Genomic DNA, 26,462 nt, shown 5'->3' with positions numbered 1-26,462 from the left:
CCGAATATCCAATCTCCAATCCCAGCCCTACCGCACCGGCATGCCCGGCTGCGCGGCCGGGTCGGCGTCGAGCAGCGCCAGCGCGCCGCCGTCGAAACCGGCCGACAGGATCATGCCTTCGCTGACACCGAAACGCATCTTGCGCGGCGCCAGGTTGGCGATGAACACCACGTTGCGGCCGACCAGGGCAGCAGGCTCCCCGTAGCTGGCGCGGATGCCGCTGAAGATCTGGCGCTTGCCCAGTTCGCCGCCATCCAGCTCGAAACGCAGCAGCTTGTCGGATCCTTCGACGAATTCGCAGGCCAGGACCTTGCCGATGCGCAGGTCGAGCCTGGCGAAATCCTCGATGGCGATGAAATCGCCATTCGCCGGAACGGCTTCAGCCGCGGGCGTCTCCGCTTTCGCCGGCTTGCCGGTCGCGGCTGAAGCCGCTTCTGCGCGCGTGCTGGCTTGCAGCGTGTCCTTGCTGGCTTCGGTCATGGCTTCGATACGCTTCGGGTCGATGCGGGTGAAAAGCAGTGGATAGGAAGAAGCAAGCTTGCGGCCTGCGAGATCGACGCGCCTGTCCAGCGCCAGTTCGACGCCGAGGTAGTGTTCCGCCTTGGCAACTGTCGCTGGAAGGATTGGCTTGAGTGCGCTGGCGATATCGGCGAAGGCCTGAAGCGCCGTGCTCAGGACGACATGCAATTCCTCGCGGCGTGCCGGATCCTTGGCCAGCGTCCATGGCGCAGTATGGGCGATGTATTCGTTGACCTGGTCGGCTGCGGTCATCGCATTACGGGCGACAGCCGCGAAATTGTTCTCCGCATACAAAGCAGCTGCGAGCGCATATGTGTGGGCGGCGACGCTGCCGAGCAGGGTTGACTGTCGTGTCCATACATCGCCCAGGGCATCGGTTTCGCTGCCGAGCGATGGTGGTACCCAAAGCTTGTTGTCGAAGTGGTTCTCCAGGAGCTTCGCGCAACGGCTGGCGATGTTGACGAACTTGCCCACGATGTCGCTGTTCACGCGGGCGACGAAGTCGGACAGATTCAGGTCCAGGTCGTCCACGCCGCCAGACGACTTGGTGGCGAAGTAATAGCGCAAGGCTTCTGGATCCAGGTCGCTGTCCAGATAGGTCCGCGCCATCACGAAGGTGCCGCGCGACTTCGACATCTTGGCGCCGTCGACGGTGAGGTAACCGTTGACGTGCAGCCTGCGGGGCGGCTTGAAGCCCGAACCGGTGAGCACCGCCGGCCAGAACAGCCCGTGGAAGTTGACGATGTCCTTGCCGATGAAGTGGTGCAGCTCGGCGGTGCTGTCGTGCGCGACCAGGCCGTAGAAGTTCAGCCCGTCGCGCTCGCACAGCGTCTTCAGGCTGCTGAGGTAGCCGATCGGCGCATCCAGCCACACGTACAGGTACTTGCCCGGATGTCCGGGGATCTCGAAGCCGAAATAAGGCGCGTCGCGCGAGATGTCCCAGGGTCGCAGGCCGCCTTCGCCATCCAGCCACTCCATCAGCTTGGCTTTCACGCCCGTCACCGCGACGTCGCCGGCGAGCCATTCGCGCAGGAAATCGGTGAACTGTCCCAGCTCGAAGAAGAAATGTTCCGACTCGCGCAGCTCCGGCGTGGCGCCGCTGACCACCGAGCGCGGCTCCTTCAGGTCGGTGGGCGCGTAAGTCGCGCCGCAGTTCTCGCAGTTGTCGCCGTACTGGTCGGGCGTGCCGCAGTTGGGGCAGATGCCCTTGACGTAGCGGTCGGGCAGGAACATGCCGCGCACCGGGTCGTACAGCTGCTGCACCAGGCGCCGGGCGACATGGCCGTTGTTGTCGAGCTTGGCGTAGATCGCCTCGGTGAGCTGGCGATTGCCGGCCGAGTGGGTCGAATCGTAATGGTCGAAGGCCACGCCGAAATCGGCGAAGTCGCGCTCGTGCCCGGCCTGCACGCCCGCGATGAACGCCTCGGGCGTGGTGCCGGCCTTCTCCGCGGCCAGCATGATCGGCGTGCCATGGGTATCGTCGGCGCAGACGTAATGCACGATGTCGCCCGCCATGCGTCGCGCGCGCACCCAGATATCGGCCTGGATGTAGCCCACCAGGTGCCCCAGGTGCAGCGGGCCGTTGGCATAGGGCAGGGCGTTGGTGACGACGAGCGTGCGCGGCATGCGATAAGCCTGATAACGACGGGAAATTATCGCATGCCAACGCAAACGGCCCGGCGAGTGCCGGGCCGTCTGGATGCTGCCGGGAGCGGGAATTTTACTCGCGCACCCAGGTCTGCTCGCGGCAGATGAAGGCCAGGCAGCCGGACACGCCGAGTTTGTCGGCGCTGAGCATCTTCGCCTTCGACTTGTAGGTCTTGCCCTTGGCGGGATCCAGGATCGTGCCGCCTGCCCAGCCGGAACCACTCTCGCGCAGGCCCCACAGGATGGTCATGCCCTTGACCGGCTTGCCCTTGTTAGCGCCATCGCACTTGTCGCACTTCGGATTGGGGCCGCGGTCGGAACTCAGGACGTCGACCACCTTGCCCTGCAGGGTGCCGTTGGTCATCTGCTGGATCTCGACGATCGACTTCACCTTGCCGGTCTCGTCGTCGATGGTCTTCCAGCGGCCGATCGGCGAGCTTTGGGCGAATGCCGCGACCGGCAGGATGGCGAGCAGCGCCGCCACGAACTTCATACGCATGTTGTCCCCTCCAGGAGTTGCGTGATGCCGGAGGCGATGGAGCCATCCGGATGCGCGCCTTTATACCGGATTCGGTGGCGTATGGAGTGCGCGGACGCGCTGGTTCAGCCCACGGCGCGGAAAACACGGGGTGGCATTCACCTGTTCGTTAAGATGGCGCTATGTCGACCATCCATGCCCATGCCGTCCAGCCCACGCTCAGCCCGTTGCCGCGGATCCGCAACATCATCGCGATCGGTTCGGGCAAGGGTGGTGTCGGCAAGTCCACCACGGCGGTGAACCTGGCCCTGGCGCTGGCCGGCGAGGGCGCGCGGGTCGGGCTGCTGGACGCGGACATCTACGGGCCGAGTATCCCGACCATGCTCGGGCTCTCCGGCCGCCCGGACAGTCCGGACGGGAAGGCGATCCTGCCGATGCGGGCGCACGGGATCGAGGCGATGTCGATCGGCCTGCTCGTGGACCTGGACACACCGATGATCTGGCGCGGGCCGATGGCCACCTCCGCACTCACCCAGTTGCTGGGCGAAACCCTGTGGGGCGGCGACGAAGGGCTGGACTACCTGGTGGTGGACCTGCCGCCGGGGACCGGCGACATCCAGCTGACCCTGGCGCAGAAGATCCCGGTGGCCGGCGCGGTGATCGTGACCACGCCGCAGGACATCGCCACGCTCGACGCCCGCAAGTCGCTGCGCATGTTCGAGAAGGTGCACGTGCCGGTGCTCGGGCTGGTGGAAAACATGGCGGTGCATGTTTGCAGCCAGTGCGGGCATGCCGAGCATCTGTTCGGTCAGGGCGGCGGGGAACGGATGGCGGCGCAATACGGCATTCCCCTGCTGGGGTCGCTGCCACTGGAGATCGGGATCCGCGAGCAGGGGGATGCAGGCGTGCCGATCGTGGTCGCCCAGCCGGACTCGGCCGCCGCGCAGGCCTATCGCCAGACCGCACAGAACCTGGCCGAAGCCCTCGCCCAGCGCCCCCGGGCCAAGCCCTCGATCGCGGCCAGCCTGGCCGGTTAAGGACCCGAAACGGACCTGCTGCATTGCAGCATGCAAACCCGTTTCCGATGTGACCAAATCCGTCACACGCGGCCTGAAGGCCGCGTTTCTTGTCTACTCAACCGGGAGTTGTGCCGCGTGAATCGTTCGATCCGTCGTGCCGCGCTTGCGAGCGCCGTTGTTGCTTCCCTGGGAATGAGCTCTGCCGCCATGGCTGGCGGCCGCCCCGACCTGGTCATTGCCGGCCTCAACCAGGGCCGCCCACATCAGGCCGGGGAGTTACTGGTCAAGTTCCGCGACGGCGTGGGTCTTGCGCAGTCTTCTGCGTTCATCCGCGGCCTGGGTGCGCAGAAGATTGACACCGTGATCCGTGGCAATGACAAGCGCGGCGAGCTCGCGCTGCTCAGGCTGCCGGCCGGGCTGACCGTTGCCGCCTCGGTACGCGCGCTGGCCAACGACCGCTACCTCGAGTACGTGGAACCGAACTGGACCTACCGGCACCAGGCGGTGTCGAACGACACCTATTACACGAACGGTTCGTTGTGGGGCATGTACAGCGCCACCTCGACCCCGGCCAACCAGTACGGATCGCAGGCGGCGAACGCCTGGGCTGCCGGTCACACCAGCTGCAGCGGCGTGCTGGTCGGCGTGATTGACGAAGGCATCTACCACCCGCACGAGGACCTGGCCGCCAATATCTGGACCAACCCCTACGATCCGGCCGACGGCGTCGACAACGACGGCAACGGCTATGTCGACGACGTGCGCGGCTGGGACTTCGACGGCAACAGCAACGACATCAATTCCGGCGGCGCCAACGACGACCATGGCACGCATGTGTCCGGCACCATCGCCGGCGTGGGCGGCAACGGCAAGGGCGTGGCCGGCGTGTGCTGGAGCGGGGTCAAGCTGATCTCCGGCCGCTTCCTCGGCCGCCGCGGCGGCACCACCGCGAACGCGATCAAGGCGGTGGACTATTTCAGCGACCTGAAAACCCGGCACGGCCTGAACATCGTGGCCACCAACAATTCCTGGGGTGGCGGCGGCTTCTCGCAGGGCCTGCAGGATGCGATCGGCCGCGCCAACAATGCGGGCATCCTGTTCGTCGCCGCAGCCGGCAATTCGGGTGCCAACAACGACACCACGGCAAGCTATCCGTCGAACTATCCCAACGCGAACATCATCGCGGTCGCGGCCCTCGCCAGCACCGGTACGCTTGCCAGCTATTCGCAGTACGGCGCGGTGACGGTCGATATCGGCGCCCCGGGCTCGGGCGTCTACTCGACGGTTCCGGCCAAGTCGGGCAAGAACCTGGTGTCCGGCTACGCCAGCTACAGCGGTACGTCGATGGCGACCCCGCACGTGACCGGCGCCGCGGCGCTGTACGCGTCCTCGCATGCGGGTGCCAGCGCCGCCGATATCAAGGCGGCCATCCTGGGCTCGGCGGTGCCTACGCCATCGCTGAGCGGCAAGGTAGTAACCAATGGCAGGTTGAACGTCACCGGGTTCTGACCGGTCGGGCGTGCGTCATCGGCAGGTCCGGGTTTTCCCGGGCCTGCTTCTTTTGGCGGCAGGCGAAGCCCGTAGAATGTGCGCTCCGCAGCCCGGGTGAGCGCATGAGCATCAAGAGTGACCGCTGGATCCGCAGGATGGCCGAGCAGCACGGCATGATCGAGCCGTTCGAACCCGGCCAGGTCAAGCATTCCAAGGGCGGGGCAGGCGAGGGACACCGGATCGTCAGCTATGGCACCTCGAGCTACGGCTACGACGTGCGCTGCGCGCGCGAGTTCAAGATCTTCACCAACATCAACTCGACCATCGTCGACCCCAAGGCGTTCGATCCGACCAGTTTCGTCGACATCGAGTCGGACGTGTGCATCATCCCGCCCAATTCCTTCGCGCTGGCGCGCACGGTGGAGTTCTTCCGGATCCCGCGCGACACCCTGGTGGTGTGCCTGGGCAAGAGCACCTACGCGCGCTGCGGCATCATCGTCAACGTGACCCCGCTCGAGCCGGAGTGGGAAGGTCACGTCACCCTGGAGTTCAGCAACACCACCCCGCTGCCGGCGCGCATCTACGCCAACGAGGGCGTGGCGCAAATGTTGTTCTTCCAGGCCGACGCCGACGACATCTGCGAGACCAGCTACCGGGATCGCGGCGGCAAATACCAGGGCCAGACCGGGGTCACCCTGCCGAAGACCTGAGCCCGTCCTGACAGCGCCGCCGCGCCGCGCATCGGACCGGCGCTGGCGGTCACGGCTTTTGGTAAGTGACGAAGAACCCCTGCAGGTCGCCGTTTTCGATGTACGGCTCCACGCTGACCACCTTGTAGCCGCGCGCGGCGAAGGCCGTGTGGGCCCGGGTCAGGTCGTTGGCCGCGCCCTGGTTGCGAAACCCCCAACTGGCGTCGACCCAGATCGTGGTCGCGGGCGCGTTCTCGCTGACCGCCTGCTCGGCGGCGCGCTCGGGTGACTTGCCGAACAGCGCCGCTTGCGCGGGCAGCGTGCAGGCCAGCAGCGCGACGGACAAGGCGAGGGTCGGGAATATTTTCATGCGTGCTCCAGACGGGTCAGTATTCGGCGCCTGCGGCGACGCGCGGATCGTGGCGGGTGGTCAATGCAGTCGAGATCGCGATCCGCAGCGCCTCGGCCACCCGCTGCAGGGTGAGGCCCGTGTCTGCGGACGTTTCCGCGGCAGGATAGGGCACGTGGATGAAGCCGGCCCGAACCGCGGGGCGCCGTCGCAGTGCATGCATCAGGCCGTAGAACACGTGGTTGCAGACGAAGGTCCCGGCGCTCTGCGATACCTCGGCGGGAATCCCTGCTTCGCGCAGCGCCACCAGCATGGCCTTGAGTGGAAGCGTTGCGAAATAGGCCGCCGGTCCGTCTTCCACCACGGCGACATCCACCGGCTGCGCGCCGGCGTTGTCGGGGATGCGCGCATCGTCCACGTTGATGGCGACGCGTTCCAGCGAGATCCGCTCGCGACCTGTGGCCAGGCCCACGCACAGCACCAGCCTGGGTTTGGTGTCGCGTATCGCCGCGCGCAACACCTTCAGCGATGCGCCGAACTCGGTGGGCAGCTCGCGCGCGACGATCCGATGGCCGGCGATGCGCCGGTTGCGCAGTGCGCGCACCGCCTGCCAGCTAGGATTGGTGGTGGCGCCCTCGAATGGAGCGAAGCCGGTCAGCAGGATCGTCGGCACAGGTTTCAAGGCGGGCATGACTGCATTGTAGGAGCGCCGCTCCGGCGCGACAGTGGCCGAAGATCGCAGATCGCGCCGAAGCGGGCCCTTACAGGCTGTGGCGGAACACGATGAAGTACATCAGCGCGATGTTGCATGCCAGCAGCGGCAGCGCGGTGCCCACTTGCTGGCGGATCACCGCATTGGGATCCTTCAGTTCCAGCAGCGCCGCCGGCACCAGGTTGAAGTTGGCGGCCATCGGCGTGAGCAGGGTGCCGCAGTAGCCCGAAAGCATCCCGATCGCGGCCAGCGGTGCGGCGTCGGCGCCGTGCAACTGCACCAGCAGCGGCAGCCCGACGCCGGCGGTGAGCACCGGAAACGCGGCGAACGCGTTGCCCATGACCATGGTGAACAGCGCCATGCCCAACGCGTAGGCCACCACCACGACCAGCCGGTTCTCGACCGGAATCACGGCGCGCACCAGCCCTGCAACGGCCTCGCCGACGCCCGCGGCGGCGAACACGCTGCCAAGGGTCGCGAGCAGCAGCGGCAGGATCGCCGCCCAGCCCACCGCATCGATCAGGCGCCGCGACTGCTCGACCGCGCTCCACGGCGTCTGTCGTGTCAGCCGGCAGGCCGCAATGGCCGCGACCACGCAGGCGATGCCCAGCGCGATCAGCGTGGTCTGTTCGCTGCCGAGCAGGCGCACGCCGCCGATCGCGGCGTCCTTGAACACCACCGCCAGCAGCACGCACACGCCGGGAATCAGCAGCGCCGGCCAGAACAGGCGGTTGCCCAGGCGCGCGGCCTCAGCGCGTTTTTCGGCTTCGCCCGTTTCCGCATAACGCCCGCGCCCCAGTCCGCCGAAGCCGGCCAGACACGCCAGGGCCAGCACGACCACGCCGACGGCCGCCGCCGGAAGGCGGTCCGCGGCCAGGAACATCGCGCCCAGCAGGCCCCAGAACAGGGCCGTCGTGATCCGGCGCGGATTGCCACGATCGCGCAGTCCCAGCGCCGCGACGCAAAGCACATAGCCGCCGGCCAGCCAGTAGATCCACTGCAGGGTGATCACGGCGCGGATCCTGCCGCGGCGCGCGCACGCAGGGCCTCGATCTCGCGCGCCAGGCGCGCGTCCATGCGCAGCAGGCGCGAGGCGTGGATCACGAACGCGCAAATCGCCGTGGGAATCCCCCAGAGCGCGATCTGCAACGGCTCGAGCGCGATCCCGTTTTCGGCGAAGAAGCCCTGCATCAGCAGCACCGCTCCGAACGCGATGAACACGTCCTCGCCGAAGAACCGGCCCACGTTCTCGCTCGCGGCGGTCATCGCCTGCAGCTTTTCGCGGGTGGCTTCGGGCAGTGCGCCGTGCGCGTTCTCGGCTGCGCCCAGCACCATCGGCGCCATCAGCGGGCGCACGGTCTGCGCGTGTCCACCCAGATCGTAAAGGCCGAGCGCGGACAGCAGCTGGCGCCCGGCCAGGTAGGCGACCAGGGCGCGGCCGGCGGTCACGCCGCGCAGTTTCGCGATCCACGCTTGCGCGCGCTCTTTCAGGCCGTGGCGTTCGAGCAGGCCGATGGCCGGCAGGGTGAGCAGGAACAGCGCCAGGTAGCGCTGCTTGGTGAACGCCTCGCCCAGCAGTTCCAGCACCTGCACCGGCGTCTTGCCCGCGACCAGGGCGGTGACCACGCCGCTGACGACCACCACCAGCGCCGGGTTCATGCGCAGGACGAAGCCGATCACGACCAGCGCCACGCCGATCAGCGGCCAGTACGTCGACACCTCGCCGATCATGCCGGGGCGGCCGGGGCCAGGATCCTGATGCCGTCGGCTTCCAGCGCCTGCCGCAGCGCCTGCGCAAAGGCCGGGGCGTCGGCGCGATCGCCGTGCAGGCACAGCGTGTCGGCACGGACCGGGACGCGCTGGCCGGTGCGTGCGATCACGACACCATCGCGCAGCATCGTGCGCACCTGCGACAGCGCGGTGTCGACGTCCTCGATCACCGCATCGGGTTCGCTGCGCGGCGTGAGCCGGCCATCGGCTTCATAGCGGCGTTCGGCGAAGACCTCATGCGCGACGCGTACGCCGGTTTCCGCAGCCGCGGCCGCGCCCTGCGAACCGGAGAGCATGAACAGGATCAACGACCCGTCGAACTCGAGCACCGCTTCGGCGATCGCGGCGGCCACGTCACGGTCGCGCGCGGCCAGGTTGTACAGCGCACCGTGCGGTTTGACGTGCTGCAGCCGGGCACCGGCCGATCCGCACACCTGCGCCAGGGCCTGGATCTGCCGGCCGACCATCGCCGCGATCTGCGCGCAGGGCAGCTGCAGCTCGCGGCGCCCGAAGTGCTCGCGATCCTCGAACGAGGGATGCGCACCGATCGCAACGCCGTGCTCCAGGCACAACCGCACCGTCGTGCGCATCGATGCCGCATCGCCGGCATGCCCACCGCTGGCGATGCTGGCCGAACTGATGAACGGCATGATCGCCGCGTCGCTGCCGCAGCCCTCGCCCAGGTCGCAGTTGAAGTCGATGCGGCGCGCGGGCATGGCGGCTACTTGCGTTGCCGGAACAACAGGGAGACGCCGACCGCGATCAGGATCAGCGGCCACCACGTGGAGAGCAGCCGGCTGGGGTCGAGATCGGTCCAGCCCAGGTTGCGGGCCAGGAACAGGATCCCCAGGGCGATCAGGATCAGGGCAGTGACGAGGTGTTGGCGCATGAGGGACCAGAAAGGAAAGGGCGCCGCGAGACTAGGCAATCGCCCGCCGCGCCGCAAATGTCAGCATGCGCGTGATCGCCCTTCGATGGCCAGCGCCAGCCGTGCGAAGCGCTGCCTTTGCAGCTCCAGCGCACGGCGCGCGGCCGCAGGCGTGCAGCTCCGGAAGCTGAGGCTGTCGCCAGGCCGCAGCTGGGCCAGCTTGGGCCAGTCTGCGCGGATGGCATGGGCGATGCGCGGATAACCGCCGTGGGTCTGGGCGTCGGCCAGCAGCACGATCGGGCGTCCGTCGGGCGGCAGCTGCACGGTGCCGGGGAAGACCGGTTCGCTGATCCGCTCGCGCGCGGTATCCGGCGTCAGCGCGTGCCCCTGCAGACGCAGCCCCTGGCGGTTGCTGGCGGCGTCGACGCGCCATGGCCCGTCGCAGAGCGCTTCGATGACATCCGGCGCCTCCCCGGGCAGGATCCGGATGGTCGGGAACGGATCGTCGTCCGGCGCCTGTTCGATCCACCACGATGCGGCATGCACGGCCGCCACCGCGCGCGTCGCACGCGATGCCAGCGGGAGCACGTCGCCCATGGCGAGCGCGCGCCCGCGCATGCCGCCGAAGCCGCCGCGCAGATCGGTGGACTTGCTCCCCAGGATCTCGGGGACCGCGAATCCCCCTTCGACCGCCAGGTAGGTGCGCGCCCCCTCGTGGCATGCGCCCAGTTCCAGCACGGTGCCCGCGGGCAGGTCGACCGGACGTGCCATCGGGATGGCCTGCGCGTCCACTCGCGCATCGATCCGTGCGCCGCACAGCGCGATGCATGTGGCCACGTCGAAACGCAGCACAGGTCCGCTGAGCGTGATCTCCAGCGTGGCCGCGTCGTCGGTATTGCCCGCGATCCGGTTGGCCAGGGCATGCGACCACGCATCCAGCGCGCCTGCCGAGCCCACGCCCAGATGGCGCCAGCCCGGGCGCCCGGCATCCTGCAGCGTGGTCAGCAGGCCCGCCGCGAGCACATGCACGCTGTTCACCTGCGGCTCCTGCGCGCCCGCGGCGCGGCCAGCCGAGCGAACTCGTCCGCATCGATCGGCACAAAGCGCACTTGTTGGCCGGGCGCGACCAGGTTCGGTGTCGCGCGCGCCGGATCGAACAGGGTCAGTGGCGTGCGGCCGATGATGCGCCAGCCCCCAGGACCCTGGCGCGGATAGATCCCGGTCTGGGCGCCGCCGATACCGACGCTGCCGGCGGCCACGCGCGTGCGCGGAGTGTCCAGGCGCGGCATCGCCAGGCCGCGATCCAGGCCAAGCAGATAGGGAAACCCGGGCGCGAAGCCGAGCATCGCCACCCGGTAAACGCCTGCCGCGTGGCGCGCGATCGCCTCGTGCGCGCTGAGTCCGGCGTGTGCGGCAAGCGCCTCCAGGTCGGGTCCGTACTCGCCGCCGTAGCACACCGGCACCTCGAACAGCGGCAGCGTGGCTTCCGTCGCTTCGTGCGCGTCGAACGCACCCTGCCGCAGCCAGTCCCGCGCATGTTGGAGTGCGTCTGGGGCGGCGACGGCGTTGGGATCGATCCCCAGCGCCAGGCTGGCGAAGCCGGGCACCAGTTCGCGCAGCCAGGCCGGGCGCCGGCTTTCGATGGCGGCGGCCAGCGCGTGGACGCGCTGGTTGATGGCCGGATCCAGGCGCTGCTCGAAGCGCAGCAGCAGGGCGTCTTCGCCCAGCGGTTCGACGCGCCACTCCCGCTCGTTCACCCCCGCAGCGCGTCCTGCAGCGCGGCGATGCGCTGGACCAGCGCCTCGGGTGAGTAGGGCTGCGCAGCGACCCGGCCCCAGACGGGTGCGGGCCAGGCGGGATCCTCGCGGAAGCGCGCGATCACGTGCACGTGCAGTTGCGGCACCAGGTTGCCCAGTGCGGCCACGTTGAGCTTGTACGGACGGAACGACCTGCGCAGCGCATGTGAAGCCGTGTCGATCTCGTCGCTCAGCCGGTGTCGCTGCGCCGTGTCCAGATCGAGCAGCTCGACCGCATCGGCCACGCGCGGCACCAGCACCAGCCACGGATAGTTCGCATCGTCCATCAGGCGCAGCTCGCACAGCTCGAGCGTCGCCAGCGGATGGGTGTCGTCGGCCAGCTGCGGGTGCAGGTGCCAGCCATTCATGACAGCTGCGCCTCGAAGAAGGCGAGCGTGCGCTTCAATGCAAGGTCCGCGCTTTCGGCATGGAAGTGGGCGGGATCCACGTCGCGGTTGAAGGCATGGCCGGCGCCCGGATACACGTACAGTTCCGCATCCGGGTGCGCGCTGCGGTGCGCCTCCACATCGGCCGGCGGCGTGCTGGCATCGTCCGCGCCGAAGTGGAACAGCATCGGTGCCCGCAGCGGTTCCTGCAGGAACGGCACGGTGCGCGCGCCGTAATAGCTCACCGCCGGCAGGCCCAGGCGCGTATTCGCGAGATAGGCCACGCTGCCGCCCCAGCAATACCCCACCACGCCGACCTTCAGGCCGTCACCGCGCAGGCGCTCGGCGGCCGCGGCGACGATCGCCAGGGCGCGATCGAATCCGAGCTCGGCCGCCAGCGCGCGCCCGCGTGCGAATCCGTCTTCCCCGTAACCCAGTTCCACGTCGGCCTGCACCGGATCGAACAGCGATGGCGCCAGCGCGCGATAGCCGCTGGCCGCGAAGCGCTCGGTGACGCTGCGCATGTGCTCGTTGACGCCGAAGATCTCCTGCACCACCACCAGCGCGCCGCGCGGCGCGCCGTCGGGTTCGGCCAGCCAGCCGTCGACTAGGCCGTGCGAGGTTTCGATCGCGATATCGCGGCCCATGCGCCGTCCTTCGTTCGGTTCGGGACGATTCTAGCGCCGTGGCTCCTATAATTCCCCGATGTCGCTCGCCAATCCAAAAGTCGGTTTCGTCAGCCTCGGCTGCCCCAAGGCTCTGGTCGACTCCGAGCGCATCCTCACCCAGCTGCGGGTCGAAGGTTACGATCTTGTGCAGAGCTACGACGATGCCGACGTGGTGGTGGTCAATACCTGCGGCTTCATCGACTCGGCGGTGACCGAATCCCTGGACGCGATCGGCGAGGCCATGGCCGAGAACGGCAGGGTCATCGTCACCGGCTGCCTGGGCAAGCGCAGCGAAGTGATCCGCGAAGCCTATCCGGACGTGCTGTCGATCAGCGGCCCGCAGGACTACGCCAGTGTGATGGAGGCGGTGCACACCGCATTACCGCCCAGGCACGATCCGTTCGTCGATCTGGTCCCGGACTACGGTCTCAAGCTCACCCCGAAGCATTACGCCTACCTGAAGATCTCCGAAGGCTGCAACCACCGCTGCAGCTTCTGCATCATCCCGTCGATGCGCGGCGACCTGGTCTCGCGCCCGGTCGACAAGGTGCTGCGCGAAGCCGAAAAGCTGGTGCGCGGCGGGGTCAGGGAGCTGCTGGTGGTCTCGCAGGACACGTCGGCCTACGGCGTCGACCTGAAGTATGCAGAGCGTGAATGGCATGGCCGGCCGTACCAGGCCCGGATGCAGGCGCTGTGCGAAGGCCTGGGCGAACTCGGGGTGTGGACGCGGCTGCATTACGTCTACCCGTATCCGCACGTCGACAGCGTGATCCCGCTGATGGCCGAAGGGAAGATCCTTCCGTACCTGGACATCCCGTTCCAGCACGCCAGCCCGCGCGTGCTGAAACTGATGAAGCGGCCCGGCGCGGTGGACAAGACCCTGGAGCGGATCCAGCGCTGGCGCGCGATCTGTCCGGAGCTGACGATCCGCAGCACCTTCATCGTCGGCTTCCCGGGCGAGACCGAAACCGAGTTCGAGGAACTGCTGGATTTCCTCGACCAGGCGCAGCTCGATCGCGTCGGCGCGTTTGCCTATTCGCCGGTGCAGGGCGCAGCGGCGAACGCGCTGCCCGATCCTGTCGACGAAGCAGTGAAACAGGAACGACTGGCGCGCTTCATGCAACGGCAGGAGCAGATTTCATCCGCCCGGCTGGAAGCCAAGGTCGGCAGCGTGCAGCGCTGCATCGTCGATGCCATAGACGGCGAGCTCGCCATCGCCCGGTCGATGGCCGACGCGCCGGAGATCGACGGCCTGGTGCAGGTGCAGAACGGGCTCGAGGCCGGGCTGCAGCCTGGCGATTTCGCCGATGTGGAGATCATGGGCAGCGACGAGCACGATCTGTACGGTGAGGTTGTGCCGGAGCAAACGGCCTAGGGGTCCCGGCGCCACGCGATCGGCAAGATCGCAATCGCGGAGGGGCGCCGCGGGGAACGTCCGCAGCCTCGCGGGAGTAAGCTTCTCCCGGCCATGGCATCGATCCCGGAATCCGAAGGCCGCCTCATGCAACCGGCGCGCACGGTGCTGCGCCACCGATGGCCCTTGCGGCTGATGCACTGGATCAACCTGGCCTGCATGCTGGCCCTGGTCGGCAGCGGCCTGCAGATCTTCAACGCGCATCCGGCGCTGTACTGGGGCGAGGCTTCGCACTTCGATACGCCGCTGTTGGCGATGGAATCGGTGCGCGGCGCGGACGGCAAGGGGCAGGGGGTCACCCGCCTGGGCAATGCGACCTACGACACCACCGGGCTGTTCGGTGTTTCGGCGAATGCCGAAGGTCGCAACGTCAGGCGCGGATTCCCCGAATGGGCGACGATCCCGGGCCCGCGTTCACTGGCCCTGGGCCGGCGCTGGCATTTCTTCTTCGCCTGGGCCTGGGTGATCAACGGCATCTGTTACCTGGCCTGGTCGCTGGCCAGCCGCCACCTGCGCGACGACCTGGCGATGCGGCGCCGCGACTGGCGCGAGGTGCCGCGCTCGGTGCTCGACCACCTGCGCTTCCGGCACCCGCAGGGTAGCGAGGCCCTGCGCTACAACCCGCTGCAGAAGCTCGCCTATCTCGGCGTGATCTTTGTGCTGACGCCGCTGGTCCTCCTCACCGGCCTGTCGATGTCACCGCAGCTCGACAGTGTGATGTCCGGATTCATTGCACTGGTGGGCGGCCGCCAGTCGGCGCGCACGCTGCATTTCGTGGCGATGTCGCTGTTCGTGCTGTTCACCCTGGTGCATGTGCTGATGGTGGTCTACGCAGGCCCGATCAACGAGATGCGTTCGATGATCACCGGGCGCTTCCGGGTGCGCGGTGAGCAGGGAGGAGCAGCCCATGCCGAATGAGGATTTCGCCGCCAATCGCCGCCGCTTCCTGCGCCTGTCGCTGGGCGCCGGCGCGGGCCTGCTGGCCGGTTGCGATGCGCAATCGCAGCGCGAGGGCTTCGTCGATGCGCTCAGCCTCGCCGAGCCGCTGAACCGGCGCATGCAGCGTCTGCTCACCGGCGATCGGCTCGCGCGCGAATTCCCCGCCAGCATGATCTCGCCGGTGTTCAAGCCCAATGGCTCGATCGATCCGCGCACGCCCGAATACCTCGCGTTGAAGGCGCAGGGTTTCGCCGCCTATCGCCTGCGCATACGCGGGCTGGTCGAGCGTCCGCTGGAGTTCGCGCTCCATGCGCTGCAGGCCATGCCCGCGCGCACCCAGATCACGCGCCATGACTGCGTGGAGGGCTGGAGCGTGATCGGCCAATGGACCGGCGTGCCGCTGGCGCATCTGCTGGGCCTGGCGCGGCTCAGGCCAGGCGCGCGCTATGTGGTGTTCCACTGCTTCGACGACCTGCTGGGCGACGGCAGCCGCTATTACGAAAGCATCGACCTGCACGATGCGTTGCACCCGCAGACCATCGCCGCGTACGCGCTCAACGGCGCTCCGGTTCCGGTGGCGAACGGCGCGCCGCTGCGCATGCGCATCGAACGCAAGCTCGGCTACAAGCAGCCCAAGTACGTCCACACCATCGAAGTGGTCGACGGCTATGCGCGGCTGGCGGGCGGGAAGGGCGGTACCTGGGAAGACCAGGGATACGACTGGTACGGCGGGATCTGAGCCGGACGCTGGTGGGAGCGGCCTCGGCCGCGAATGCTTTTCTCCCGTGGCCGATTGCAGCGAAAAGCGTCGCGGCCGAGGCCACTCCCACAGAAGCAGGAATCGCGGCGCAGGCCGCTCCCACGTCGAGCACCTCCCGCCAGTTGACGCGGCTTTGGCATTACGCGCGCACAATCCAGTCCGTACCCGCATCGGAGCCTCGCCATGGCGCAAAGGAACCTGTTCACCCGCATGGCGAACGCGGCCTCCCGCTTCGCCGGCAGCCCAGTGAGCTTCGTGCTGGCCTTGTTGGTGGTGCTGGCATGGCTGGCGAGCGGCCCACTGTTCAAGTTCAGCGACACCTGGCAGCTGGTCATCAACACCGGCACCACCATCGTCACCTTTCTGATGGTGTTCCTGATCCAGAACAGCCAGAACCGCGACAGCCGGGCGCTGCAGATCAAGCTGGACGAACTGATCCGGGCCACGCGCGGCGCGCACAACAAGCTGCTCGACCTGGAAGAGCTAGAGGAGTCGGAACTTAAGGCGTTCCAGGACCGATACGAAGCTCTTGCCAAACGTGCGCGCGAGTGCGACTCGCAGGAGGAGGAGGACATCGGTTCGCCCGAGGTCGACGAGCCGCGGCGCAGTACTCAATCGGAGTAGCGCACCTCGACGATCGCGTAGCGTGCGATTCCGCCCGGCAGCACGGCATCGAACTCGTCGTCGAAGCGCTTCTTCAGCATCGCCCGCGCCAGCGGCGAATCGATGCTGATCCAGCCGCGGCCGGCGTCGGTTTCGTCCGGGCCGACGATGCGGTAGAGCAGCATCTCGCCGGTCGCGGTGTTCTCCAGGGTGACGTGCGCGCCGAAGAATACGGCCCCGCGGTCGGAGGGCGGCGCATCGACCACGCGCAGCGATTCCAGGCGCTTGGTCAGATAGCGCACCCGGCGGTCGATCTCGCCCAGCTGCTTCTTGCGGTAGGTGTATTCGGCGTTCTCCGAGCGGTCGCCTTCGGCCGCGGCGGCGGCGAGCGCCTTGACCACATCGGGGCGTTTCACCCGCCAAAGCTCGTCGAGCTCCGCCTTCAGCCGGGCATGGCCTTCGCGCGTGATCAGTGCGGTGCTCTTTTCGGCGGGTGGGCGCCAGCGCGACATCAGGAAGCCGGAAGGAACAAGGGGCGGTGGTTATCGCAGACCACCGCCCCGGACTCAAGCGACGGTTTGCTTATTTGCCCGCTTGTTCGACCAGTTGCTCCGCGGTGTAGGGCCCGGACACGAGGGTATCGGTGTGATAGGCCATGACCTGCCTGAATTCCAGCGAGGCGCGTGCGCCGGTGGTCAGGCCGCGCTTTTTCGCCTCGGCGTCGCTGCGCTCGGATGTCGCCTCGTCCAGATCAGGTGCGATGGCGATGTAGTCCCAACTGTCGCCGCTCAAGTGCGCATACCACTGGGTGGCGGCGACGCCGATCTCGCGATCCACCGCGTCGCGCGCGGCCATCCATTTGAGGAACTCGAGGTGCTTGCCCGGAGCGACCCGGTAGAGGGAGACGATGCTGTTGGGTGCCTCCTGGGCAGCAGTTGGCAGGGTGGTGGCGAAAGCCGCGATGCCGAGCACGGTCGCGGCCAGCAGGTGCGAGGGACGTGTCATGACGGACTCCATGCGCTTCAGGCGAAGCGCGTTCCGGACGAGGGATCGATGGCGCCGCATGGTCCGGGGCAGCGGTACCGCCGCGCATGCGTGTGCCAGCCATGCGCCCGCTACAACGCCGCTCACATGGCTCAGCGGCCAGCGAGGACAGGTCCGGTAACGGGCTGGGCGGTACCGGCGAAAATGCGCACCGGTGCGCGGGCGGATCAGTCGCTGCGGCGACGCAGCGTTTGGCCGCCCTCAGCCTGGGTGATTTCGTCCTTCGATACCACCGTGTAGCTGCGGTCGGGCTCGGACTTGTCGTCGGAGTCCAGCAGCAGGGTCTTGCCGTCGGCTGCTGCGCTCCAGGTGCCCGTGCTCTCGAGGTCGGCGTCGGCGCTGGCCGCGTGCACGGTCATGGCGTAGCGGCCGTCTGCCTTGAACTCGATGCGCGCGCCTTCGGTGGCGAAAGTGCCGGCGAAGCCCTTGGTATCGACGCCGCCAATCGTGTTCTCCGCCGGTTGCACTCCGGCCTCGGCCGGCGTGTTGTCGACCGCGGCGATCGCATCGGTGCCGGGAATCTTCGCCGGCTCGGCCGGCGCCGCTTCCGCCGCGGCCTGCGCCTGCGCTTCCGGCGCTGCGGCGGGCGCGGGCGCATCGCGGGTGCAGGCGGCGAACGCGAGCGAAATGACGGCCAGGGCCGCGAGGCGATGCGGGTTGGATGACGTCATGATCCGGCCTCTTTGTCGAAGGAAAGAAATCAGCGCTTGCCGCCGAAAATGCCGCCGAGCACGCCGCGCAGGATCTGGCGGCCGATCTGGCTGCCGATGGTGCGCGCGGTCTGCTTGGCCATGGTCTCGACCATGCCCTGGCGGCGCTTGGTGCCGAACACGGCGTCTTTCACCGCGCGGCCGAAGCCGCTGTCCTCGGCCTCGTCCTGCGCACGCGTCTTCGCCGCGGGCGCCTTGGCCTGTTCGGCCGAGGCTTCGGCCTTCTTGGCCAGCATCTCGGCGGCGGATTCGCGATCGACGCGCTGATCGTACTTCGCGCCCACCGGGCTACCGGCGCGCACCTGCTGGCGCTCGGCGTCGGTGATCGCGCCCATCCGGCAGCGCGGCGGCGCGATCAGGGTCTTTTCGACCGGCATCGGCACGCCTTTGTCCTGCAGGGTGGAGACCAGTGCCTCGCCCACGCCGAGCTGGCCGATCACCTTGGCTACGTCCAGGTCCGGATTGGCGACGAAGGTTTCCGCCGCGGTCCTGACCGCCTTCTGGTCGCGCGGCGTGAATGCGCGCAGCGCGTGCTGGAAGCGGTTGCCCATCTGCCCGAGGATCTCGTCGGGCACGTCATCGGGGAACTGCGAGCAGAAGTACACGCCCACGCCCTTGGACCGGATGATCCGCACCACCTGCTCGATGCGCTGCTGCAGCGCAGGCGGGGCGTCGTCGAACAGCAGATGCGCCTCGTCGAACACGAACACCAGCTTCGGTTTGTCGAGATCGCCGACCTCGGGCAGGTGCTCGAACAGTTCCGACAGCAGCCACAGCAGGAAGGTGGAATACAGCTTCGGTTTCAGGACCAGCTGCTCCGCGGCGAGGATGCCGATCACACCGCGGCCGTCGGGCGTGGTGCGCATCAGGTCGGCCAGCTCCAGCGCGGGCTCGCCGAAGAACTGGTCGGCGCCTTCAGCCTCCAGGCGCAGCAGCGCGCGCTGGATTGCGCCGATCGACTGCGCGCTCACCAGCCCGTACTCGGTGGAGATGTCCTTGCGCTGGTCGGCGACCAGGCCAAGCAGGGCGCGCAGGTCCTCCAGGTCCAGCAGCAGCAGGCCGCGGTCGTCGGCCAGTTTGAACACGATATCGAGCACGCCGCCCTGGGTGTCGTTCAGATCCAGGATGCGGCCGAGCAGCAGCGAGCCCATCTCGCTGACAGTGGTGCGCACCGGGTGGCCGGACTTGCCCCACAGGTCCCAGAACACGACCGGCGCCGCCTCATTGCGGTAATCGGGCATGCCGATCTCGGCGATGCGCTGCTGCAGCTTGTCGCCGGTACTGCCGGCGACAGCCAGGCCGGCCACGTCGCCCTTCACGTCGGCCATGAACACCGGCACGCCGATGCGCGAGAAGCCCTCGGCCAGGGTCATCAGGGTGACGGTCTTGCCCGTGCCGGTGGCGCCGGCGACCAGGCCGTGGCGATTGCCGAACTTCGGCTGCAGCCAGACCTGGCCCGCGTCGGCAGGAATGACCGCCTTGCCCACCAGAATGGCGTTGGTCGCGAGCTGATCCATGGCATGGTCCTGGCGGGGGAAGCCGAATTCTATGCGACCGCCGCGTGCATGCACCGCGCGTGACCAGGTGTGACCGATGACCTTGTCGCCCTCACGCGGGCGCGGCTACCCTGCCACTTCCCCTGGTTGCCTTGTCTTCGATGCCCTCTTTTGCCCCACTCCGCAGCATTGTGCTGTCCTTCGCCGCGCTTCTGATGTTCGCACCCGCCGCGCAGGCGCAATCGCGCCGCGACCGCGCCAACATCGAGGTCCTGCAGCGCAATCTGGAGGGTGCGGAGGCGCGTTACCGCGCCGCGAGCGGCGACCCCGAGACCAGCGTCGCGGCCGCGCGCGACATGGAGACCGCGATCACCGGCTGCGCGAAACAGCGTGGCTGCGATCTTGCCGCCTTCCTGCAGACCTATCGCACGGCACTGCAGTCGGGCGGCGAAGAGCCGCAGGAACTCGACGTAGGCGGTGGCGACGACCCGATCGACTTCACCGCCGACGACGTACCGGCAGAGGCCACCGCGGACGCACTGCTCGACGATCGCAACCGGCGCTTCGCACAGGCGGTGCAGTTCAATCCGGCCGTGCAGGCGGGAATCCGACGCTGGTTGACCGACATGCGTCCGTCGCTGATGCAGAGCTTCGAAAACTATCAGTACCTGCGGCCGCTGATGGCGCCCGCCTTCCAGCAGCGTGGCCTGCCCGAAGCGCTCCTGTTCGGTATCCTGGCCAAGGAATCGAACGGCAAGGTGCATGTGGGTTCGCGCGCCGGCGCGGTCGGTCCGCTGCAGTTCATGCCGGCGACCGGTCGCCGTTTCGGCCTGGGCAACGATGGCAGCGGGTTCGACACCCGCTACGACCCGCGCGCTTCGGCGCAGGCGGCGGCCTCCTACCTGATCGAGCGCTACAACTCGCTCAACAGCAACATCGAGATGACCCTGGCCGCCTACAACGGGGGCGAAGGTCGCGCCCAACGCGTCTACAACGCGGGTGGGAATAATTTCTGGAGCTACGACACCTACAACCAGTTCCCCGCAGAAACTCGCGATTACGTGCCGATGGTGATCGCGGCGGCCTGGCTGTACCTGCATCCGAAGGACTACGGGCTGCGCTTTCCGCGCGTGGCCTCGAAGCCGGCGATGCTGCGGCTCAAGCGTCCGACAAGCATCTACGAGCTGACCATCTGCCTGGGCAACACCCGCTACACCGACGGCTTCTTCCGTGCGCTGCGCAACCTCAATCCGCGTCTGGATACCGACAGCCTGTTGCCCGCCGGGGGCAGCATCAATGCCACGACCCAGATCGTGCGCCTGTACAACCGCTATTGCGCGCAGGGCGAACGTGCCGAACTCGCGCACAAGCTGGTGACCAGCGATCCCTCGCTCGCGATCGTGCGCGTGGGCGACGTGAGTACGGTCCAGACGCTTCCCGCGGCGGCCGTGGGCCCGGATCCGCAAGGCAAGCAGGTCTACGTGCCGGGGCAGGGAGCGGTGCAGGCCACCGTCGCCACCGGCCAGCCGGCCAAACCGATCGCACCGAACGAGCACCTGGTCGTGCGCGGCGATACCCTGGTTTCGATCGCAGCGAAATACGGCTGCGGTACCAAGGATCTGGCCGCAGCCAACGGCATCAAGCCGCCGCGTTACGACATCCGGCCCGGTCAGCGCCTGAAGCTGCAGGGGTGCAGGCAGTAGCCGGCGGCATGCGCGCCGCGCCCGTTATTTCAGGGTCGCCAATCGCTCGCCCAGCCTGACCGGCGACTCGGCGGAAAGTGCGGACGAAAGCTGCGCCACACCGCGCGGCAGCAGCACGATCACCGTCGATCCGTAGTTGAAGCGTGCCATCTCCGCGAAGCGTTCCAGGACGATGCGCTCGCCGCGGTAGTCCTTGACGGTGATCGCGTCGCCGTAGCGCGGGATCTCCTCGCCGCTCCACACGGTTTCCACGCCAGACACCAATAGCGCGCCGACCATCACCAGGCACATCGGTCCGAAATCGGTGTCGAAGTGGCAGACCAGGCGCTCGTTGCGCGCGAACAGGCGCGGCACGCGGCGCACGGCATCCGGGCCGACGCTGAACAACCGACCCGGCACGTGCACGGTTTCGCGCAGCGTACCGGTCCAGGGCATGTGGACCCGGTGATAGTCCTTCGGCGACAGGTAGACCGTCGCGAACAGGCCGTCGGCGAAGGGGCGCGCGGCCGCTTCATCGGCCAGGAGTTCTTCCGCAGTGAATGACTGACCCTTGGCCTGGAAGATGCGCCCGCTTTCGATTGCGCCGCACTGGCTGATGCGCCCGTCGGCCGGCATCAGCAGCGCGCGCGGATCCGGGTCGGGAACGCGTGCGCCCTCGCGCAGGGCGCGGGTGAAGAACTGGTTGAAGGTGGCGTAGCTGCCCGGGTCGGGATTGCGCGCCTCCGACAGGTCCACGCCGAACCTGCGCGTCACCGTATCGATCAGCCATCGGCTGAGCCACGTGTTCGGGGAATAGGCCAGCCGCCGTGCCGCCGCCGACAACAGGCGATGCGGCAGAACATGGGTCAGCGCCGTGACCAGGCTCATTTCCCGGGTCCTGTGGCGGGGGCATGCCCGCTCAGGACCAGCAGGTCGGATGCGATGCTGCTGGGCACGAACGGCGGCGAGATGATGCCAGCCATGCGCGATTCGGGGTCGAGCACGGCGATGGTGGCCGAGTGGTCCACGCTGTACTGGTCGGCGGGCACGCCGCGGGGTGCCGGCACCTTCGCGAACACCATGCTCAGCGAGCGGGCGAAACTTTCCAGTGCGGGAATATCGGCCGTCGCTGCCAGCGTGTCGCGGTGGAAGCCATGCGCGTATTCGCCGATGCGGTCGCTGCTGTCGCGATCGGGATCGACCGAGACGAACAGCACCCGCGGCCGGGTGGAAGCCGGCAGCGCCTGCCACTGTTGCTGCGCCTGCGCCAGCTCGGCGAGCGTGGTCGGACAGACGTCGGGGCAATGGGTGAAGCCGAGGAAGACCAGGGTCCAGTGCCCCTTCAGCTCGCCCGGCACCAGCTGGGTGCCATCGGACTGGCGCAGCGCGAACTCCGGTAGCGGACGCGGCTGCGGAAACAGACGCACGACCTGGAGGTCGGGCGTCGAGCGCACGGCGCCTTCGCCGTAGAAGCGCTCGGCCGCCCACAGGCCCAACCCCATCGCGACCGCGACGAGCAGGATGTACAACGTGGTGCGATTGAACATGGTGATGCTGGTCCGGCGCCGGATCGGAGGGGCATGATAGCTGCGCAGCCGTATAATCCGGTGCCGGAGCGATCGCCGCCCCTCCCGAGCCTGGCGAAGGCCATGACCAACGAGCTGCATACCATCATCGACCTGATCCGCTACGGCGCGAGCCGCTTCAATGCGGCCGGGCTGACGTTCGGGCACAGCTACGACAATGCGCTGGATGAGGCCACCCAGCTGACCCTGCATGCGCTGCACCTGCCGCACGACCTGAGCCCGGTCTACGGCAACGCGCGGATCACCGAAGCGGAGAAGGAAGACGTGCTGGGGCTGTTCCTGCGCCGGATCGAGGAGCGTATTCCCGCGGCCTACCTGACCGGCGAAGCCTGGTTCGCGGGACTGTCGTTCAAGACCGACGCGCGCGCACTGGTGCCGCGCTCGCCGATCGCCGAGCTGATCGAATCCGGCTTCGAACCCTGGCTCGGCGGGCGCGAGGTGAGACGCGCGCTGGACCTGTGCACCGGCTCGGGCTGCATCGCGATCGCCATGGCGCACCACAATCCCGAGTGGCACGTGGACGGCGCCGACATCAGCGACGATGCGCTGGCGCTGGCGCGGGAAAACGAGAAGCGTCTGCACGTCGAAAACGTGCGATTCGTGAAATCGGACCTGTTCTCCGCGCTGCGCGGCGAGCATTACGACCTGATCGTCACCAATCCGCCCTACGTCAGCAACGCCGAGACCGATGCGTTGCCGCAGGAATACTCCTTCGAACCCGAGCTGGGGCTGCGCGCTGGCGACGACGGCCTGGATCTTGCGTTGCGCATCCTGCGCGACGCGCCGCTGCACCTGACCGAGGACGGACTGCTGATCTGCGAAGTCGGCGAATCCGAGCAGGCGCTGGTGCGCCTGCTGCCGGAACTGCCGTTGGCCTGGGTGGAGTTCAAGGTGGGGCAGATGGGCGTGTTCGTGGCCGAGCGGCAGGACCTGGTCACCCACCATGCCAGGATCAAGGTGCTGGCCGATGCACGCGAAGGGCACGGGGCGGACGAGGCGCCGCGGGCGGCGGGTGGGTTGTTTTGACGTTGCTGCGCGCGAGCGTTTTCAAGTCCGGCACCTTTTTCTTCATAAAGCAGGGCTTTCGCCTGCGGCGAGTTACTTTTCTTTGCTGGTGCAAAGAAAAGTAACCAAAAGAAAGCACCTTTCTCGTGAGGTCAACACCGCTCAGGGGATGCGCGGTGCTGTCGCCATTTTCGGACTCGCCATCCATGGCTCGGTCCGAAAACGGCCGGCATCCATGCCGGCCGCCCTACGGGTGTTCGGATGCAGGTCGCATGCGCAGCGTCGAGAACGTCAAAGGCTTGGTCGAGCCATCAGCCGCAGGTGCGTTCTGGTGAGTTGATCGTTCCTGCCTTTGACTTTCCTGCTCCGCCAGCCGCCACTAACGTTCGGAAACCCCGAAGGGGCGGCGGCCATGGATGGCCGCCGTTTTCGGATCGAGGCAGGAGGCCGAGTCCGAAAATTCCTTCGCCACCCAGACGCCCTGAGCGATCTGTCGAGGAAGGTGCTTTCTTTGGTTACTTTCTTTGCACCAGCAAAGAAAGTAACTCGCCGAAAGGCGAAAGCTTTCGCTCCTGAGGCATCTCGACGGCGAGAGTAGTCCGTATGCGATGAAGCCATTTGACTTCCGCCCCATATCCGTGCGAACTCTCCAGCCGAGCCCCCGATCCAACCCAGAACTTCCTTGAACACCTTCGGCCACCTCCTCCGCGTCACCACCTTCGGCGAATCCCACGGCCCCGCGATCGGCTGCGTGGTCGATGGCTGCCCGCCGGGCCTTGCGCTTGAACCGGGCGATTTCGCGCACGACCTCGCGCGCCGTGCGACCGGCAAGACCCGTCACACGTCGGCGCGGCACGAGACCGACCAGGTGGAGATCCTGAGCGGCGTCTACGAAGGCCGCACCACCGGTACCCCGATCGCCTTGCTGATCCGCAACACCGATGCGCGCAGCAAGGACTACGCCAAGATCGCCGAGCAATTCCGGCCCGGCCACGCCGACTACACCTACTGGCACAAGTACGGGCTGCGCGACCCGCGTGGCGGCGGTCGCTCGTCGGCGCGCGAGACCACGATGCGCGTGGCGGCCGCGACGATCGCGAAGAAATGGCTGGCTGAGCGCTTCGGCGTGCATGTGCGCGCGTATGTCGCACAGATCGGCGACGTCGTTCCGCGCAGCCACGACTGGAGCGCCGTCGAAGACAATCCGTTCTTCTGGCCCGATGCCGGCCAGGTCGCGGAGCTGGAAAGCTACATGGACGCGCTGCGCAAGTCGGGCGATTCGGTGGGTGCGCGCATCACCGCGGTCGCCGACGGCGTGCCGCCTGGCTGGGGCGAGCCGGTCTACGGCAAGCTCGACGCCGAACTCGCCGCGGCCATGATGTCGATCAATGCGGTCAAGGGCGTGGAGGTCGGCGACGGATTCGCCAGCGTCGCGCAAAAGGGGACAGAGCATCGCGACGAAGCCATCCGCAGCGGCTTCCTGTCCAACCACGCCGGCGGCATCCTCGGCGGCATCTCCAGCGGCCAGCAGATCGTGGTGTCGGTGGCGTTCAAACCCACTTCAAGCCTGCGCCTGCCGGGCCGTGGCCTGGACGTGCATGGCGAGGAAGTGCAGGTCGTGACCACCGGACGCCACGATCCGTGCGTGGGATTGCGCGCGCCGCCGATCTGCGAAGCGATGCTGGCCCTGGTGTTGATGGACCAGGCGCTGCGGCACCGCGCGCAATGCGGCGACGTGGGTGATGTGACGCCGCGTATCCCGCCGCAGGCCGATGTCTGAGGTGCGGCCGCGGGTCTGGGTCTCGCAGCCACTGTTCGACGACATCGTCGCGCGGCTCGCAGCGCATTTCGAAGTCGACAGCGCGCCGCAGGTGACCAGCCACGGCAGCGCCGCCATCGCCGCCGCCCTGTGCGAGGCCGACGGCGCGCTGGTCACCCTCAATGATCCGGTCGGCGCGGCCGAGGTCGCCGAGGCGCCGCGCCTGCGCGCGATCGCCAATGTCGCGGTCGGTTACGACAACCTCGATATCGCCGCGCTGCAGGCACGCGGCATCGTGGTCACCAACACCCCCGACGTGCTGACCGAAACGACCGCCGATCTGGGCTTCGCGCTGATGCTCGCGGCGGCGCGCCGCATCGGCGAGGCCGAACGCTGGCTGCGCGCCGGGCAGTGGCGGGGTTGGGCATTCACCCAGATGCTCGGTCGCGACGTGCACGGCGCCACGCTCGGGATTCTCGGCATGGGCCGGATCGGGCAGGGCATCGCGCGGCGTGCGATCGGGTTCGGGATGCGCACGCTGTACCACAACCGCCAACGCCTGCCCGGGCCCATCGAACAGGCTTGCCAGGCGCATTACGTCGGCTTCGACGAACTGCTGTCCGGCTCCGACCACCTGGTTCTTGCGCTGCCGTACGGCGCGCACAGCCGCCATATCATCGACGCCGCCGCCCTCGCGCGGATGAAGCCCGGCGCCACGCTCACCAATATCGCCCGCGGCGGCCTGGTCGACGAGGACGCACTGGCCGACGCGCTGGAAGCCGGCGGGCTGGCCGCCGCCGGCCTGGACGTGTTCGAAGGCGAGCCGCGGGTCAATCCGCGCCTGCTCGCACTGCCCAATGTGGTACTCACTCCGCATATCGGCAGCGGCAGCCTGGCCACGCGCCGTGCGATGGTGGCGCTGGCCGTGGATAATCTGATCGCGGCGCTGGGTTTCGGTCCCGATGCGGGGCGGCCGCCCAACCCCATCCCCCCGGTCACTCCGCCCGGCACCTAGGTGCCGGGCACGCGCGATCTCCATTCGCAGTCCGACGTTGCCGACCACAGGTCGCCG

General features: G+C 67.9%; 29 protein-coding genes. 11 read left to right on the top strand and 18 right to left on the bottom strand.

Translation table 11 applies throughout. The features are described from left to right. Nucleotides 1-27: 27 nt before the first annotated feature. Complete coding sequence (gene metG, locus MC375_RS15200) at nucleotides 28-2,145, bottom strand: methionine--tRNA ligase (RefSeq protein WP_242104274.1); 2,118 nt, start codon at nucleotides 2,143-2,145, stop codon at nucleotides 28-30. A 94-nt stretch (nucleotides 2,146-2,239) separates the two neighbouring features. Further along, complete coding sequence (locus MC375_RS15195) at nucleotides 2,240-2,665, bottom strand: DUF2147 domain-containing protein (protein ID WP_242104273.1); 426 nt, start codon at nucleotides 2,663-2,665, stop codon at nucleotides 2,240-2,242. 161 nt (nucleotides 2,666-2,826) lie between these two features. Between MC375_RS15195 and apbC the strand changes: the two genes are divergently transcribed. The 3 genes from apbC (at nucleotide 2,827) to dcd (ending at nucleotide 5,864) form a co-directional block, all read left to right on the top strand. Further along, nucleotides 2,827-3,681, top strand: coding sequence for an iron-sulfur cluster carrier protein ApbC (gene apbC, locus MC375_RS15190; RefSeq protein WP_242104272.1), 855 nt, complete (start codon nucleotides 2,827-2,829; stop codon nucleotides 3,679-3,681). Between the two features lie 189 nt (nucleotides 3,682-3,870). Beyond that, nucleotides 3,871-5,172: a S8 family peptidase gene (locus MC375_RS15185; protein ID WP_242104271.1), complete on the top strand. Its 1,302-nt coding sequence runs from the start codon at nucleotides 3,871-3,873 to the stop codon at nucleotides 5,170-5,172. Nucleotides 5,173-5,276: 104 nt separating this feature from the next. After that, complete coding sequence (gene dcd / locus MC375_RS15180) at nucleotides 5,277-5,864, top strand: dCTP deaminase (RefSeq protein ID WP_242104270.1); 588 nt, start codon at nucleotides 5,277-5,279, stop codon at nucleotides 5,862-5,864. Between the two features lie 49 nt (nucleotides 5,865-5,913). Here the strand turns inward: dcd and MC375_RS15175 are convergent, their stop codons facing one another. The 10 genes from MC375_RS15175 to MC375_RS15130 all read right to left on the bottom strand — a co-directional run bounded on the left by MC375_RS15175 (nucleotide 5,914) and on the right by MC375_RS15130 (nucleotide 12,371). Next, nucleotides 5,914-6,213, bottom strand: a complete 300-nt coding sequence (locus MC375_RS15175; RefSeq protein WP_242104269.1) for a hypothetical protein — start codon at nucleotides 6,211-6,213, stop codon at nucleotides 5,914-5,916. Nucleotides 6,214-6,229: 16 nt separating this feature from the next. Continuing rightward, nucleotides 6,230-6,883 (bottom strand): pyroglutamyl-peptidase I, encoded by a 654-nt coding sequence (gene pcp, locus MC375_RS15170; protein WP_242104268.1) that lies wholly within the window; start codon nucleotides 6,881-6,883, stop codon nucleotides 6,230-6,232. A gap of 70 nt (nucleotides 6,884-6,953) precedes the next feature. Next, complete coding sequence (locus MC375_RS15165) at nucleotides 6,954-7,916, bottom strand: DUF979 domain-containing protein (RefSeq protein WP_242104267.1); 963 nt, start codon at nucleotides 7,914-7,916, stop codon at nucleotides 6,954-6,956. Further along, nucleotides 7,913-8,623 (bottom strand): DUF969 domain-containing protein, encoded by a 711-nt coding sequence (locus MC375_RS15160; RefSeq protein ID WP_242104266.1) that lies wholly within the window; start codon nucleotides 8,621-8,623, stop codon nucleotides 7,913-7,915. Before MC375_RS15160 ends, MC375_RS15165 begins: the two co-directional genes overlap by 4 nt. Nucleotides 8,624-8,631: 8 nt before the next feature. Then, nucleotides 8,632-9,390, bottom strand: a complete 759-nt coding sequence (locus MC375_RS15155) for a 5-oxoprolinase subunit PxpA (RefSeq protein ID WP_242104265.1) — start codon at nucleotides 9,388-9,390, stop codon at nucleotides 8,632-8,634. Between the two features lie 5 nt (nucleotides 9,391-9,395). Beyond that, nucleotides 9,396-9,563 (bottom strand): DUF5668 domain-containing protein, encoded by a 168-nt coding sequence (locus MC375_RS15150; RefSeq protein WP_242104264.1) that lies wholly within the window; start codon nucleotides 9,561-9,563, stop codon nucleotides 9,396-9,398. A gap of 60 nt (nucleotides 9,564-9,623) precedes the next feature. After that, nucleotides 9,624-10,580, bottom strand: coding sequence for a biotin-dependent carboxyltransferase family protein (locus tag MC375_RS15145; protein WP_242104263.1), 957 nt, complete (start codon nucleotides 10,578-10,580; stop codon nucleotides 9,624-9,626). After that, on the bottom strand, nucleotides 10,577-11,299 hold the full coding sequence (gene pxpB / locus MC375_RS15140; protein ID WP_242104262.1) for a 5-oxoprolinase subunit PxpB: 723 nt from the start codon (nucleotides 11,297-11,299) through the stop codon (nucleotides 10,577-10,579). The genes MC375_RS15145 and pxpB overlap by 4 nt, the downstream gene beginning before the upstream one ends. Further along, entirely contained in the window at nucleotides 11,296-11,706 is a 411-nt protein-coding gene (locus MC375_RS15135; protein WP_242104261.1) for an HIT family protein, read from the bottom strand. The genes pxpB and MC375_RS15135 overlap by 4 nt, the downstream gene beginning before the upstream one ends. Then, the gene (locus MC375_RS15130) at nucleotides 11,703-12,371 is read right to left on the bottom strand and encodes a dienelactone hydrolase family protein (protein ID WP_242104260.1); all 669 of its coding nucleotides are present in this window, start codon (nucleotides 12,369-12,371) and stop codon (nucleotides 11,703-11,705) included. Before MC375_RS15130 ends, MC375_RS15135 begins: the two co-directional genes overlap by 4 nt. Before the next feature lie 58 nt (nucleotides 12,372-12,429). On the opposite strand from MC375_RS15130, the gene rimO reads away from it, so the two are divergent. From rimO to MC375_RS15110, 4 genes are all read left to right on the top strand, one after another. Next, nucleotides 12,430-13,767, top strand: a complete 1,338-nt coding sequence (rimO, locus tag MC375_RS15125; protein WP_242104259.1) for a 30S ribosomal protein S12 methylthiotransferase RimO — start codon at nucleotides 12,430-12,432, stop codon at nucleotides 13,765-13,767. A 93-nt stretch (nucleotides 13,768-13,860) separates the two neighbouring features. Next, nucleotides 13,861-14,724: a cytochrome b/b6 domain-containing protein gene (locus MC375_RS15120; protein WP_242104258.1), complete on the top strand. Its 864-nt coding sequence runs from the start codon at nucleotides 13,861-13,863 to the stop codon at nucleotides 14,722-14,724. Further along, nucleotides 14,714-15,484, top strand: coding sequence for a molybdopterin-dependent oxidoreductase (locus tag MC375_RS15115; RefSeq protein ID WP_242104257.1), 771 nt, complete (start codon nucleotides 14,714-14,716; stop codon nucleotides 15,482-15,484). The genes MC375_RS15120 and MC375_RS15115 overlap by 11 nt, the downstream gene beginning before the upstream one ends. 204 nt (nucleotides 15,485-15,688) lie before the next feature. Beyond that, complete coding sequence (locus tag MC375_RS15110; protein ID WP_242104256.1) at nucleotides 15,689-16,129, top strand: low affinity iron permease family protein; 441 nt, start codon at nucleotides 15,689-15,691, stop codon at nucleotides 16,127-16,129. Here the strand turns inward: MC375_RS15110 and greB are convergent. The 4 genes from greB to MC375_RS15090 all read right to left on the bottom strand — a co-directional run bounded on the left by greB (nucleotide 16,117) and on the right by MC375_RS15090 (nucleotide 19,379). Beyond that, nucleotides 16,117-16,620, bottom strand: a complete 504-nt coding sequence (greB, locus tag MC375_RS15105; RefSeq protein WP_242104255.1) for a transcription elongation factor GreB — start codon at nucleotides 16,618-16,620, stop codon at nucleotides 16,117-16,119. The two genes, MC375_RS15110 and greB, sit on opposite strands and share 13 nt — an antisense overlap. A 70-nt stretch (nucleotides 16,621-16,690) precedes the next feature. Continuing rightward, entirely contained in the window at nucleotides 16,691-17,113 is a 423-nt protein-coding gene (locus MC375_RS15100) for a hypothetical protein (RefSeq protein WP_242104254.1), read from the bottom strand. A gap of 206 nt (nucleotides 17,114-17,319) precedes the next feature. Next, complete coding sequence (locus MC375_RS15095) at nucleotides 17,320-17,823, bottom strand: hypothetical protein (protein WP_242104253.1); 504 nt, start codon at nucleotides 17,821-17,823, stop codon at nucleotides 17,320-17,322. A gap of 29 nt (nucleotides 17,824-17,852) precedes the next feature. Further along, entirely contained in the window at nucleotides 17,853-19,379 is a 1,527-nt protein-coding gene (locus tag MC375_RS15090) for a helicase HerA-like domain-containing protein (RefSeq protein WP_242104252.1), read from the bottom strand. Nucleotides 19,380-19,519: 140 nt separating this feature from the next. Here MC375_RS15090 and MC375_RS15085 point away from each other — a divergent pair, with 140 nt between their 5' ends. Next, nucleotides 19,520-21,061 carry a transglycosylase SLT domain-containing protein gene (locus MC375_RS15085; protein WP_242104251.1) on the top strand — a complete coding sequence of 514 codons (1,542 nt, stop codon included), beginning with the start codon at nucleotides 19,520-19,522 and terminating at the stop codon, nucleotides 21,059-21,061. Between the two features lie 24 nt (nucleotides 21,062-21,085). Here MC375_RS15085 and asd read toward each other — a convergent pair whose 3' ends face one another. Together asd and MC375_RS15075 are read right to left on the bottom strand one after the other, a co-directional pair. Beyond that, nucleotides 21,086-21,928: an archaetidylserine decarboxylase gene (asd, locus tag MC375_RS15080; protein WP_242104250.1), complete on the bottom strand. Its 843-nt coding sequence runs from the start codon at nucleotides 21,926-21,928 to the stop codon at nucleotides 21,086-21,088. Next, nucleotides 21,925-22,587, bottom strand: coding sequence for an SCO family protein (locus tag MC375_RS15075; protein WP_242104249.1), 663 nt, complete (start codon nucleotides 22,585-22,587; stop codon nucleotides 21,925-21,927). Before MC375_RS15075 ends, asd begins: the two co-directional genes overlap by 4 nt. 102 nt (nucleotides 22,588-22,689) lie before the next feature. Between MC375_RS15075 and prmB the strand changes: the two genes are divergently transcribed. The 3 genes from prmB to MC375_RS15060 all read left to right on the top strand — a co-directional run bounded on the left by prmB (nucleotide 22,690) and on the right by MC375_RS15060 (nucleotide 26,405). Beyond that, nucleotides 22,690-23,652 (top strand): 50S ribosomal protein L3 N(5)-glutamine methyltransferase, encoded by a 963-nt coding sequence (prmB, locus tag MC375_RS15070; protein WP_242104248.1) that lies wholly within the window; start codon nucleotides 22,690-22,692, stop codon nucleotides 23,650-23,652. Nucleotides 23,653-24,295: 643 nt separating this feature from the next. Next, nucleotides 24,296-25,411 carry a chorismate synthase gene (gene aroC, locus MC375_RS15065; protein ID WP_242104285.1) on the top strand — a complete coding sequence of 372 codons (1,116 nt, stop codon included), beginning with the start codon at nucleotides 24,296-24,298 and terminating at the stop codon, nucleotides 25,409-25,411. Then, nucleotides 25,404-26,405 (top strand): D-glycerate dehydrogenase, encoded by a 1,002-nt coding sequence (locus MC375_RS15060; RefSeq protein ID WP_242104247.1) that lies wholly within the window; start codon nucleotides 25,404-25,406, stop codon nucleotides 26,403-26,405. The genes aroC and MC375_RS15060 overlap by 8 nt, the downstream gene beginning before the upstream one ends. Nucleotides 26,406-26,462: the final 57 nt, after the last annotated feature.

This window comes from Lysobacter sp. M2-1, from assembly GCF_022662495.1.
Lineage (GTDB): Bacteria > Pseudomonadota > Gammaproteobacteria > Xanthomonadales > Xanthomonadaceae > JAKPBU01.
This window is presented reverse-complemented; position numbering and strand designations above follow the sequence as displayed.